General features: G+C 40.0%; 13 protein-coding genes. 5 read left to right on the forward strand and 8 right to left on the reverse strand.

All coding sequences use genetic code 11. The features are described 5' to 3' along the window. Positions 1-52: 52 nt before the first annotated feature. Positions 53-940 (reverse strand): LysR family transcriptional regulator, encoded by an 888-nt coding sequence (locus JFU56_RS04905; protein ID WP_198436158.1) that lies wholly within the window; start codon positions 938-940, stop codon positions 53-55. A 139-nt stretch (positions 941-1,079) separates the two neighbouring features. On the opposite strand from JFU56_RS04905, the gene JFU56_RS04910 reads away from it, so the two are divergent. Continuing rightward, positions 1,080-2,297: an MFS transporter gene (locus JFU56_RS04910; RefSeq protein ID WP_198436159.1), complete on the forward strand. Its 1,218-nt coding sequence runs from the start codon at positions 1,080-1,082 to the stop codon at positions 2,295-2,297. Positions 2,298-2,521: 224 nt separating this feature from the next. Next, positions 2,522-3,499 carry a zinc-dependent alcohol dehydrogenase family protein gene (locus tag JFU56_RS04915; protein WP_198436160.1) on the forward strand — a complete coding sequence of 326 codons (978 nt, stop codon included), beginning with the start codon at positions 2,522-2,524 and terminating at the stop codon, positions 3,497-3,499. Positions 3,500-3,617: 118 nt separating this feature from the next. Here JFU56_RS04915 and JFU56_RS04920 read toward each other — a convergent pair whose 3' ends face one another. Continuing rightward, complete coding sequence (locus JFU56_RS04920) at positions 3,618-4,226, reverse strand: LysE family translocator (protein ID WP_198436161.1); 609 nt, start codon at positions 4,224-4,226, stop codon at positions 3,618-3,620. Between the two features lie 109 nt (positions 4,227-4,335). Continuing rightward, positions 4,336-5,271, reverse strand: a complete 936-nt coding sequence (locus JFU56_RS04925) for a LysR family transcriptional regulator (protein WP_242065856.1) — start codon at positions 5,269-5,271, stop codon at positions 4,336-4,338. 190 nt (positions 5,272-5,461) lie between these two features. Between JFU56_RS04925 and JFU56_RS04930 the strand changes: the two genes are divergently transcribed. Beyond that, positions 5,462-6,061, forward strand: a complete 600-nt coding sequence (locus tag JFU56_RS04930; RefSeq protein ID WP_198436162.1) for a peptide-methionine (S)-S-oxide reductase — start codon at positions 5,462-5,464, stop codon at positions 6,059-6,061. Positions 6,062-6,148: 87 nt separating this feature from the next. Continuing rightward, a complete protein-coding gene (locus tag JFU56_RS04935; RefSeq protein WP_198436163.1) occupies positions 6,149-6,712 on the forward strand; it encodes a YceI family protein in 564 nt (187 codons plus the stop codon). A gap of 67 nt (positions 6,713-6,779) precedes the next feature. On the opposite strand, the gene JFU56_RS04940 is transcribed toward JFU56_RS04935, so the two are convergent. Beyond that, positions 6,780-7,466, reverse strand: coding sequence for a helix-turn-helix domain-containing protein (locus JFU56_RS04940; RefSeq protein WP_198436426.1), 687 nt, complete (start codon positions 7,464-7,466; stop codon positions 6,780-6,782). A 188-nt stretch (positions 7,467-7,654) separates the two neighbouring features. Between JFU56_RS04940 and JFU56_RS04945 the strand changes: the two genes are divergently transcribed. Then, positions 7,655-8,902 carry a CynX/NimT family MFS transporter gene (locus JFU56_RS04945; protein WP_198436164.1) on the forward strand — a complete coding sequence of 416 codons (1,248 nt, stop codon included), beginning with the start codon at positions 7,655-7,657 and terminating at the stop codon, positions 8,900-8,902. Positions 8,903-8,929: 27 nt separating this feature from the next. On the opposite strand, the gene JFU56_RS04950 is transcribed toward JFU56_RS04945, so the two are convergent. The 4 genes from JFU56_RS04950 to JFU56_RS23190 all read right to left on the reverse strand — a co-directional run bounded on the left by JFU56_RS04950 (position 8,930) and on the right by JFU56_RS23190 (position 13,307). Continuing rightward, complete coding sequence (locus tag JFU56_RS04950; protein WP_198436165.1) at positions 8,930-9,496, reverse strand: DNA-3-methyladenine glycosylase I; 567 nt, start codon at positions 9,494-9,496, stop codon at positions 8,930-8,932. Between the two features lie 21 nt (positions 9,497-9,517). Then, complete coding sequence (locus tag JFU56_RS04955) at positions 9,518-10,042, reverse strand: Tfp pilus assembly protein FimT/FimU (protein WP_198436166.1); 525 nt, start codon at positions 10,040-10,042, stop codon at positions 9,518-9,520. Positions 10,043-10,251: 209 nt separating this feature from the next. Beyond that, positions 10,252-11,169 carry a permease gene (locus tag JFU56_RS04960; protein WP_198436167.1) on the reverse strand — a complete coding sequence of 306 codons (918 nt, stop codon included), beginning with the start codon at positions 11,167-11,169 and terminating at the stop codon, positions 10,252-10,254. Positions 11,170-11,360: 191 nt separating this feature from the next. Beyond that, positions 11,361-13,307: a GGDEF domain-containing protein gene (locus JFU56_RS23190; RefSeq protein WP_198436168.1), complete on the reverse strand. Its 1,947-nt coding sequence runs from the start codon at positions 13,305-13,307 to the stop codon at positions 11,361-11,363. Positions 13,308-13,314 lie beyond the last annotated feature (7 nt).

Consider the following 13,314-nt stretch of genomic DNA (forward strand, 5'->3'; position numbering starts at 1 on the left):
TATTTATTAATGTCTATTTATTAACGCCTACTTATGAATTATTAATTCACGATCAACTATCAATACTAGCCACTTGTGCCAAAGTAAACTCAACAAAGCGCCGATTAGCCAGCGACAAATAACCATCTTTACGCCATGCCAACGCTAGATCCAAATAGATAGGCGGATCAAACGGGATCCCCATGACATCCGTTTCTTGATCTGTGACTAATTCTAACAGTGCGGTAATAGCAAATTCATTCTTGACGATATTCAAGATCATCGTGATCAAGTTGGTTTCAAAAGAGTAGTTCACAGTCATATTATTAGCTTCGCACAAACTATCAATGATTTCACGATGAAAATACCCTGCTTTGAACATCACTAATTCATGGGTAAAAAAATCGGCATAAGTCACCGATTTTGCATCTGCTAACGCATGGTTTTTACCCACAGCTGCGACCATTTGTGGACGTACAAAACGTTGGACTTGTAAACTATCTGGGAGATGATCATCGACGATCACCCCTAAATCTAACTCACCCGAGAGTAACTTTTCTTTAATCGTTTGGGTGCCACCTTCCATGATACTCAACTTCAAATTCGGGTATTTAAACTTAAAGGCCATGAGTATTTCAGGGAAAAAATACGACCCCATCATGCCGGGAATACCAATACTCACTTCGCCTTGCTCTAAACCACGTAAATCATTTAACGCCGTTTCAGCATCACTAATACGGGCAAGAATATCTTTACAATGGACAAGCAGTACTTCACCTTCTTTGGTGACAACGACGCCCTTACTGCTACGGATCAATAACGGCATACCAAGCTGCTCTTCAAACTTACGCATCGCAATACTCAGCGCAGATTGGGCGATACCCAGATGCTCGGCCGCCTTGGTATAACTGCCCTGTGCAACAATAGTGGCAAAATAATGTAATATTTTAGAATTAAGCATAACTAAAATAGATACCTTCCATGATATTTATATATTTTTCATATTAGCATTACTCCTCTACTCTATAAGCATTATTAGTACCGCATGAGCTCAATAAAGGTGATCATGCTACCCCTTTCGTTATCAGCAGGATGGATGAATGATTGCACTGCATTCTCAAGATTATAAAAAAGTAACATTAGGACTTGGACTCGGTTCATTTCTAGTATTTTGCAATTTATATTATTTTCAGCCATTACTGCCCTATTTCATGGTTAAGTTTAACGCCACTGAATTACAAGTTAACTGGTTGTTTTCTAGCACCACTTTAGCTGTCGCAGTATCGCTATTACCTTGGGCGATCTTGTCTGAAGTGATAGGCCGCCGCCCCATCATGCGTTGCAGTTTAGTGCTTATTCCCTGCATTAATTTTTTAATGTTCATCAGTCCAGATTTACATACCTTAATTATATTGCGTGCGTTACTCGGTGTCGCACTGGCTGGATTCATTGCTGTCGCAGTGGCTTATATGGCTGAAGAGTTTGCACCAACGGCACTTATTATCGCGGTAGGAGGTTATATTAGCGCCAACACCCTCGGAGGCATTATTGGCCGGATATACGGCGGGGTAATGACAGATGCAATCGGTTTGCAGTGGACTATTTTAGCGATGTCGATACTCAGTGGTATCGCGCTACTGATTATCTTCCCGCTAATATTAAAACAACGTCATTTTGTCGCCCAACAAGGACGCCTATCCCATCACGGCAAGCAACTCCTTCAGCATATCAACACACCAACGCTATTTTTCGCCATGTTGATTGGCGGGCTGAACTTTTCAGTATTCATTAATATATTTTCAGTGATGGGATTTAAATTATCCGCTGCGCCGATTTCCTTACCCGCCAGTTTATTATCATTAGTATTCTTGTGTTACCTCAGCGGCACTTTATCCGCAAAACTAAGCGGGCGCTGGCTGCATAACCATAGCTTATTCAGTGGTTTATTACTCGGTATAGGTATTAGCCTGCTTGGACTGATGATCCTATCGCTGCAAACGATGCTAACCATCATTATTGGTTTATTGGTATTAAGCGCAGGGGCATTCTTTATTCATGCACTGGCTTACAGCCATATTGGCCGTAGTGCCACACAGGGTAAATCAACGGCAACAGCGCTATATCTGGTGATGTATTATTCAGGCGGTAGTGTCGGTGGGTTTATTCTTATTTATTGCTGGCAGGTCGGTGGATGGTGGGCGGTATTAGGCGCAACATCTATCATTCAAACGCTAATGGTCGCCTTGGTATTTGCACTGAGATCTGTATCTAGTCGATCACCGATGGAGCCCGATAATAAGTTAGTTCCTTGCAAGTAATAATACATATGAGTGATGAGCGCTATAGCTAAGACAACTTATCTAATGACTTTCTCACTACTCCTTCACGACTATGATCATAAGGATCCTCCTCGCGATATTAGCCTTTGTCTAAAAAGCAAAGGTAGTTTGCTTGTTGGGTAATTGTTGGTTGACGGCACAAAACATAGAATAGCCCCATCTTGTTAAGCAAGTCCCAACAATTATATCAAAAGGCAGCAACCATGAAAGCAATGATCATTAAAGAAATCGGTGCAAGCGACGTTTTTCAATTAGTAGAAAAAGCAAAACCAACATTAAAATCAGGTCACATGGTTGTTGAAGTTAAAGCAACAAGTGTTAACCCACTTGATACAATGCTTCGTTCAATTGAACTACCTTGGTCTGCGAACTTACCTGAAGTATTACACGGTGATGTTGCAGGTATCGTTGTTGAAGTAAGTGAAGACGTGACAAACTTCAATGTCGGCGACGAGGTTTACGGCATGGCTGGCGGTATTAATGGTGTTGACGGTGCACTAGCAGAATTCATGTTAGTTGATGCACGTCTAATGGCGTTAAAACCTAAAACACTAACCATGAAACAAGCGGCGGCATTACCACTGGTTGCTATCACATCATACGAAGCACTTGTGCATAAGATGAATGTGCAAGCCGGTGATAGTGTACTTATTCATGGTGCTACAGGTGGCGTTGGTCACATCGCAGTACAACTTGCTAAAATACTTGGCGCAACAGTAACGTCAACACACTCAACGGCGAACGCAGAATTAGCAAAAACTGTCGGTGCAGATAACTTAGTCAATTTCAGTACTGAAACTGTGGCTGATTATGTTCAAGCACACACAGGCGGTATCGGCTTTGATAAGATCTTTGATACTGTGGCTGGCGACAACATTCAGAAATCATTTGAAGCAGCAAAATTCAATGGTCACGTAGCGACGATTTTACCAATTGATAATGCATTACAAGTGGCACTGAAAAGCTTGTCGTTCCACAGTGTATTAATGTTGATCCCATTATGTCACGGCATTAACCACGAATCACACGGCCGCATCTTAACTGAAATTGCAACGCTTGTTGACGCAGGTAAGATCACGCCAATCATTGACGACAGTAACTTCTCTATTTGGGAAGTAGCACAAGCACATGATCACCTTGGTTCAGGTAAAGCGGTAGGCAAGATCACGTTAACAGCGTAATTATACTCTCGGATTTAATCGCGTAATCATTTAATACCCTGAATACTAAAAAGCACCACAACGACTGTTATTGACAGCTCAGTTGTGGTGCTTTTATTTTCTATATTTCTATAAAACCCTAGATGGCGACACGTGCTGCCAGCGCCAGTAATACCACGCCCGTTACTTTATCAATCTTGTGTACATTATTCTTTAATTTAGCTAATAACGACGACTGCGATAACACCACGGCAATCAGACAATACCATAACGTATCAAACGTAAATACCGTGCCAACCATAATCAGGTTTTGTAACCAGCCAGCATCCGCTTCAACAAATTGACCGAATAGCGCTAAAAAGAAAATGGCTAATTTAGGATTCAAAAATGCAATCATAAAACCTTGGACGATACTGTCTTTTAACGTCACTACTTCTTGTTGTTGCTCAGCATCATCTAGCGCCGGTTTTGAGGTTAACGCCTTATAAGCCAAGCGTAACAACATCGCCACACCAGCATATTTAATCACATTGAATAACCACGGTGTTTGTTGGATCACAATAGCCAAGCCAACCACAGTTAACGTCGCATACACACCAACACCGACACCGTGGGCAATACTCGCCGCAACACCGTTAACTCGCCCACCCGAGATCGTATGCTTTAATACTACCGCCAAACTTGGACCCGGTGTCATCGCGCCCATCATACAAATCAGCGCTAAAGACATCCATGCAGTTAATTCCATACTCAACCTCTACTGTTATTTATTATTTATAAATTGTTAATTCAGCTAAATGCGTTTATCTGTTGTCATCATAAGCCAGCTTTAGTATGAGAGAAAGCTGCATTTAATACTAACAATCATGAAGTAATTTCATACCTATAGTTTTAGTGTGCTCAAGATGATTTTTTAAAAAGGGATAGCACAACTCTCTAAACCAAGTATGCTCCGGATCTTGATGGTGCTTCGCATGCCACAACAAATAATACTGCTGTGGTTGCAACTTGATCGGCAAAATCATGATCCGAAGATCGTATGTTTGCGCAAAATCAGCGGCAATATGTAAGGGTGTTGTCAGCAAGGTATCGGTCTTTAATAACAGTTCGATCGCCGACTGAAAAAACGGTACCGGTGCAAAGACCTTACGCTGTTCGCCAAGCGCTGATAATGCCAGATCCACCGGACTATCTTTATCACCACCACCGCTGATCAGTAAATGCTTGGCATTAATATAATCCGCAACTGATAATGCGTTCCCCTGACACAAAGGATGCTGACGGCGGCAAACTACGATCAACTGATCTTCACCGAGACTTTTACCATGCAAGTTTTCTGGCACATGCTCTGTGATAGTACTAACGAGATCCAGCGACATGTCAGCTAGCGTTGTTAACCTATCTTTATGCCAAAGCTGATACGCTACGCTGGCATTCGCCGCATCGACAGCTAACTCACAACATATCGATGGTAAGATCGCTTGTGCAACATAATCACTTGAAGCCAAGGTAAATTGGCGCTGACACAGGCTTGGATCCATCATGCTGGGTAAATATAAATTATCCAAGGTTTGCATTAATAAGGGTAACTGCGCTTTTAATTCCTCACCCTTACGCGTTAATACAAATTGATTCCCCTCTCTAATGACGATCTTGTCATGAAACGCAACGCGGATTTGCGTAAGCGTTTTACTGATTGCCGACTGCGTCACATTAAGTTGCCTCGCCGATTCAGTCAAATTACGGGTTTGTAATATCGAAATTAACGTCGGTAATAATTTGTAGTTATTCAAAAGGCACTCACCATACAAGATAATCAACTAGCTATCATAACGTGAATAATGTTTTAGCGTTATTTAAAAAATAATTAACGAAATCACGTGATTCCATATTTATATAAGCCATAATTAAATCAATTTGACAGTTGTTGCAATTGGCATTGTCAATGCTTCGCACAGCTAAAGGTGTATACAAGGACGTATAATGGATGCGATAACAGGCAGTACAACAGATAATAAAATACATCATAAAGGCAAAAAAATAGGCCTTAGTGGCACATGCTATTGGTGCACCGAGGCGATCTTTTTATCACTACGTGGCGTAACAAAAGTGGAGCAAGGTTGGCTATCTTCGTTTGCTGACGATGATTGGTTTACCGAAGGTATTATTGTGACTTATATGCCTGACGTGATCAGTTTGAAAAATCTAATCGCCATTCACCTGCACACTCACAGCAGTACTAAAACCCATTCTATGCGGGATAAATATCGCAGCGCTGTCTATGCTATGGAACCTTATCAATTAACCGAAATAAAACACAATCTAGCTGTGCTACAAGATGAATTTGAACAACCTCTTATTACCCGCGCCTATAAATTCAACCAATTTAAACCGTCAGATGAAAGCATGCAAAATTATTACTACAACGATCCACAGCGGCCATTTTGTGAAAATATCATCTCGCCGAAATTAACAAAACTACTCGATAGTCATGCGAGTTTAATGAATAAGGCTAAGCTACCAGCAAGCATAATAACTGACGAAGAGGCTCACCGTGATAAAGATGTGATAGTCTTGAAATAGTTTTGAACTAGTCTTGGTATAGATTAGATATGGGCTCGTGAACAATATAATCTATATTTAAAATAACGTTAATTAAGGAAAATAAACATGAAAAAGACACTTTTTTTATCACTGGCTTTATTGTCATTTCAATCATTCGCTACAGATAAATTCAATCTAACAACAGATTTTTCATCAATCAGTTTTGCCACCATTAAAAAACAATATGTCGTAGAGCCCGCTACCATTAGTGGGTTAACTGGTAGCTTAGATGAACAAGGTAGATTTGCGGTTATCGCACCAGTAACAAACATAGATACAGGTGTTTCTATCCGTAATGAACGTCTTAACTCATTGTTCTTTGATTCGTCTGAAAATCCAGTCATTATGGTTAGCGGACAATTTGACTTAAGCTCGTTAACCCAACCGATTTCAAAAATGACAGTGCCTGCAGAAGTATCTTTCTATGGCAGTAAAAAAACATTTAACTTTCCCGTTATTATCACTAAAACTGCCGACGCTATTATCGTCAATTCGTATAAATCAGTCATCGTTAAAGCCAGTGATTTTTCGATCCCTGCTGCGAACCTAACTAAGTTAGCCGCAACAGTTGGTGGTCTTGCGCTGTCAGATGCAGTGCCAGTGAACATCAATTTAGTTTTTAATAAATAGCTAGGTGAATAGCCGAATAAATACCTAAACATAACGATCATAATCAAAACAGCCAATTTAAAATTATTTAAATTGGCTGTTTCATATATTGCTTTGGTGGTTTACCTAAGGTCTTTTTGAAGAAAGTAATAAACGCACTCACCGACTCATAACCTAAATCTTCCGATATACGTTGTACCGATTCATTTGATGACAATTTTTGCAACGCCATTACCAAATGCAGTTGCCCACGCCAACGCCCAAATGTCATGCCGATTTCTTGTTTCACCAATCGAGAAAATGTTCTTTCACTCATCGCGTACAACGCAGCCCATTCCCCTACTGTTTTTCGATCCGCTGGATTCGCTAACAATTGGTGAGCAATCTGATTGAGTCTTGGCTCAACTGGTATCGGAAATTCAAAGTGTTCTTTAGGCATGCTAATAAGTTCATCAATCAATACTTGCGCTAATCTCACGGTACTTGCATCAGATAAGTAATGCTGATCTTTACTCGCCAAACTAATAATCAATTCACGTAATAGCGGCGAGATAGACAAAGTACAGATGTTATCGGGTATCCCCACCACACTTGGGTCCACAAATAGCATGCATACATCATCGCTAATAGAGATATGGTTACTGTGTGGCACTTGGCTTGGGATCCATACCGCACAATTAGCTGGCACCATCCATATGGCATCCGCAATTGTACAACGTACAAATCCGGTTAATGGCATCACTAACTGACATTTAACATGTTGATGGACAGGCATTTCATAGGCTCTTTCAAGACCCGATGTCCGCAGTGCATTGACACTTGCTGCATATCTGTCCGAGTCAAAACCAATTGCATGGTGAGGAAGTTTCATAATGGCTGTTTTTAGTAATAAAATGTCAATATACGTAAATTCAGAATATTAAGATACAGGTAATATAAGACATTGCTTCAGAGGAGAGATTTATGCAACAAGATAACAAACCGAATATTGCGCATCCGCTACTGCTCATTATCAGTATTTTACTCATCGCCAGTAACTTACGCGGACCCATTACCGGTATTGGGCCGATCTTAGACTTCATCGCTCACGATCTGGCTTTATCAGCCACACAAGCAGGTATGCTCACGACATTACCCCTGCTGGCCTTTGCCATTTTTTCACCGATATCATCTGGATTAGCACGCAAAATTGGGCTTGAACCGTCACTCATGCTGGCACTGTTCGCGATTACAAGCGGTATTGTCATCCGCTCTGCAGGCTCAAGCCTCACCTTGTATGTCGGCACATGTGTTATCGGTATCGGCATTGCTATCGGTAATGTACTGCTACCGAGTTTATTAAAGCGCGATTTCCCCAATAAAGTGCCGACATTAACTGCGATTTATGTATTAACCATGGGGGTTGGTGCAACACTCAGTGCCAGTACTACAATCCCGATGCTTAACGTCGCAGATAGCCTGAATATTACCTTTGTCCCAAGCTGGGCATTTGCACTGGCGGGCACGATAATACTGCCTATCATCACCATGCTAATGTGGTTACCACAATTGCGTAACCACACCAGACCAGCCGCAGATACGCCAGATATTGATAGTCACAGTTATATGTGGCGCAACAAAGCAGCGTGGCAAGTCTCTGGGTTCTTAGCGTTCAATTCATTTATTATGTATGCCTTCATTGCCTGGTTACCTAGTATTTTAGTCAGTTATGGTTATTCAGAACACGACGCGGGTTATATTCATGGTGTTTTACAACTGGCATCCGCAGCCCCTGCGATTGTGCTGATCCCGTTAATGGCGAAAGTAAAAGACAAGCGTACATTGGGCGTAGCGATGACACTGCTGGCTCTCATTGGTATTATCGGCTTGTTGCTGATGCATCAACACGCGGTGATCTGGGTGACATTATTAGGCTTTAGTTGTGGTGGTGGTTTTATTCTGGGACTATCTTTTGTTGGCCTACGCACTCATAACGCCCATCAAGCTGCAGCATTATCAGGCATGGCGCAATGTATCGGTTATTTGTTTGCAGCAACCAGTCCGATTATTTTTGGTTCACTGCATGAAGCAACAAATAGCTGGGATATGGCATTAATGCTCGCTGCTGGCATGAGCATCATCTGGGTAGCTTTAGCAACTCTGGCAGGGAAGTCTGTCGTGATCAGCGCGCCGAATAATCACTCACTTATTAATAAGAGCATAAGTTGCTAACCCCAATCGTTAATCAAGGCTAGTCAATTAAGCTTTTATTTGTTGATGACAGAAGCAGTCGGTTGTGTGATCATTTACCATGCCGATTGCTTGCATAAACGCATAACAAATCGTTGGTCCGACAAAGTTAAAGCCACGCTTCTTTAAGTCTTTACTTATGGCTTCTGAGATGTCGGTTTTAACCGGTGTTTCAGCCAGCGAAGGTAAATTATTTTGCTGAGTAACACCTTTAACAAAACCCCAAATATAAGCATCGAACGAACCAAACTCGGCTTGAATATTTAAAAAACCTTGGGCATTTTTTATCACAGAGCGAATTTTAAGTTTATTACGCACAATCCCTTCATTCGCGAGTAAGCGGTTAACATCATCTTCGCTGTAATTAGCTATGACCTTATAATTAAATTGGTGCAAGGCATCACGATAATTTTCACGCTTTCTTAATATCGTGATCCAGCTAAGTCCAGCCTGCGCCCCCTCTAAAACCAAAAATTCAAATAAACGTTGCTCGTCATGAACCGGTACACCCCACTCTTCATCATGGTAGCTGACGTATAACGGATCGTCTCCACACCAAGTACATCTGTTTTTCATTATTTTTCCAATCCCTTCACATTAACAACCCGTAGTTTCTAATGTAAACACTTGAGTCGCGCTAGTATGGTGATACTGTGCGTAACACAGATCACTGAGTAAATTCCCTGAACCATAACCGATACGCGAAAAGTCATTATCTTCATAAACGGTAATGTCAGTATAGATCGCGGTTCGCGTAGTATTATTTTGAATAACATCGACTGGCACGCCTAACTCCAGGAAGGTTTCAATGAAATAGGCATTTGGTGCGGTCGCTTCACTTTTAGTTTCCGGGTACCCACGATAAAACTGATAATCACCATAATCGGTAGTGATAGTGACATCGTCCCCTAATAGGTTATCAATTTGCGACTTCATATGCAGTAATCGCACAGTCGATCTTAGACTTCCGTGAAAGTTTTCAACCGTCTCTTTTTTGGCATCATCTTGTAAGTCAATAAAACGTGGTACAGCTGTTGCGGCCAAAATACCAAGCACAATAATAGTAATAACCAATTCAATTAGCGTAAAACCCTTATTCCTTTTAGAAGCAGTAAAGTCCATTTTATCTCTCTGTTAAACGTTTTACTCTCTGTTAGAGATTTGCAATAGTATGCCCATAAAATACTTAGTGCTACATATTTAATTACAAAATAATTAAATCATATTTTACCATTTCACTATGTAATTAATAATAGCCTGATTTCTTTAAGCAAAAAGAAAAAAGCGTGACACCGATAACGATGTCACGCTTTATTAACTAAAAATATCGCTTAGAAAATGAACTGATATAAAAAACCAGCGCTAACAGCCATCCCTAAAATAACCACCAAGAACGCCGCTATCATTTGGTTTTTGAAGATAGATTTAAGCAAAATAACTTCTGTTAAACTCGCCCCCGCACTACCAATTATTAACGCCATAACCGCACCTAAGCTCATGCCTTTTGCTGCTAATGCTGCACTCAATGGGATAACCGCCTCAGCACGAATATAAAGTGGAATACCAATAACAGCAGCAACAGGGATAGCAAATGGGTTATCTTCACTCGCTAAACTCGCCACAAGTTCTGTCGGCATAAAGCCATAAATCATTGAACCAAGTGCAATACCACCAATTAAATACGGTAATACTTTTTTAAAGTCAGTCCACGTGCTATTCCATATTTTCATCCATTTGCTTACAGGCGCTTTTTTACCGCCACACGCAGATGCACAACCTTTAGCTTCAGGTTCAATATACGCTTGTGGTTTTACGTACTTTTCAAAACCCAGTTTTTCTAATGTGTAACCCGCAATCACCGATACACCCATCGCCATCGCGAAATAGAATAGCGTCACTTGCATACCAAACGTCACTGCAAACAAACCAATAATGATTGGGTTTAACAATGGGCTCGCAAACAAGAATACCATCATAGTACCGAAGCCAGCTTTAGCGCGTAGCAGTCCTTTTAGAAAAGGGATCGTTGAGCATGAACAGAACGGTGTGATAGCACCGAGTAAACCAGCAACGACATAACCTTTACCGTTCTTACCACTCAAAATACGTTGGATCTTAGCCGGTGGAATATACAGTTGTAAGACGCCAACAGCGTAACTAATCAATAAAAAAAGTACCGTTAATTCTGCAGCGAGGAAGGCAAACATGCCTAAAGTATCCATCACCATTGCTTGTGTAATGTTAAACATAATTTTAATCTCTATATTTCTGGAATGTTCGAAATATAAACCTTGAGGAGAGCGATGTCAAATATATTTCCACAATAACCGAAATAAAAGATTACCTGAAAGAACTCCCCCTCTAAACGAAGGCTATAAAGAGAGTAATTTTGTATTATCAGGAGACGTACGCTGAATTGGATGAGTAATTATAGATATGTTTAACGTTGATTAGCCGTTTTATCGTGATACATCTTATTATCTGTATCACGTAATAGATCCTGAAGTGATGTCGTTTTAAAACGCTTTAATGAAATACCTGCAGACACTGATATATCAAGTGCTTCTCCCGTTTCTTTAATATTAAAACTGAATCGTTGTAAATGCTTGAATAAGTCAGATACTTCAGGCACGATTTTATTAAGGGTAAGTACAAACTCGTCACCGCCAATACGATATGCTTTTCCTGGGCAGTTACGTTGAATATTTTGAGCAAGTGCTACGAGCACCAGATCACCGACATGATGACCGTAAGTATCATTAATCTGTTTGAAATGATTAATATCCAAATAAACAAAAACACACTCACCTTTAACGCCCGACTTGAATCTACGAGTCAGTGCTCGTCGGTTGCCTAGTTTAGATAATAAATCGGTCGACGTTTGAATATATAAATAATAGGTAAATAAAAGCAAAAATATAACAACGAAAACAAAAGAAATTTGAGTAAATCGTATATATTTTTTTTCTGCTAACAAAGCAGATTTCCAGTCCGGTTGTAATCCATGAAAGTTGACTATGTTATTCACATTCACGAGAGGAAGCGCTTCGGAAAACAACATCGCGTAATCTTTCCCCAACGCTGTACGTTGAAAGGCCATCGCTATACCGGTGTCGATTTCAGTAGATATAGATTTCACCTGAGATACAGGCAGTATTCTGTGCGCTTTTGTCATCAGTTTATTGAAGTTACCTTCACCTAGCGGGATGTAATCTACATAGCCATTAAGCAAAGCTTCAATCATCTTATCTTGACTCGAAAATCTATATATTGGTTTTTTAGGTAAGCGTTGGGTAATAAAACCTTCAAAATAATCCCCCTCTACAACACCTATCCTCTCACCAACTAATTCAGGCACTCGATGATATTGATTTATTTTGTAACCAGCACGACTGATCAACAATAAGTGAGGTTTATAATAGGGTTCACTAAAATAGAATATATCTTTACGGGAGTCAGTGATGACCATCGCAGCTAACATATCAATCGATTTTTTATCTAGTTCGTTATAAATATCGACCCAAGATTCATCAACATCATTCACTAATTGGCACTTAAAGCCTAATATAGAACAAGCTTTTTTAACGATAGTAAAGCTCAACCCATTGGTTGGTGCGCTGCCATTTTGTTGTAAATCCTCAACTTTAAATTGGATGACATGATTGATATCCACATCACTCTTCGCGACCTTTTGTCGTAGTAACGTTAGCCTGATATCATACTCATTTTTATTCATCACAGTCGCTACCTGAGTCTGTAGATTATTTTTACTGAGTAAGCGGTTAATATCATCGAGTACATAAGCATTTTTTCCATGTTTAGTCACAATGGAAACAGGTGTAAGATCAAAAATACTTGATACTCTCTCAGCTTTAAAACCCCTTTTAAGGGCGCTCTCAAGCATCCCAACACTACCAATAACGGCATCAACATACTCGTGTTTAAGGTTATAAAACACAGCATCAACGTCTTTATAAGTATCAACATATATATTCGAAAGTTGTAGTTTTAGAACATCGTGATATGCTGAACCGCTAGGGGTTGAAAAATTATAAGCAGTTGATTTATTAAACTTATCCTTTGTGAAAACATATGATGAATCGATATGAATAGGTGCCGTAAAATCCAAAAAAGACGCCCTTTCAGATGTATATGTGATATCCGCAGAAAAATCCAAATACTCAGTATTCAACAAATACAATATATCATCGTAGCTTTCATAATAATGAAAATCAAAATTAATCAATAATTCATCTGATATTTTCTGGAAAACAAACTCACTAATTTTGTCTCGTTTAACAATACCCACATCATAGGTTTCTCTTTTTGCATAAGCACAATTAATCTCTATGAATAAAGTTAAAAATACAAAAAGTAAATTTTTCATAACACAT

Origin of the sequence: Moritella sp. F3 (assembly GCF_015082335.1) — a bacterium.
In the GTDB taxonomy this organism is placed as follows: Bacteria; Pseudomonadota; Gammaproteobacteria; order Enterobacterales; family Moritellaceae; genus Moritella.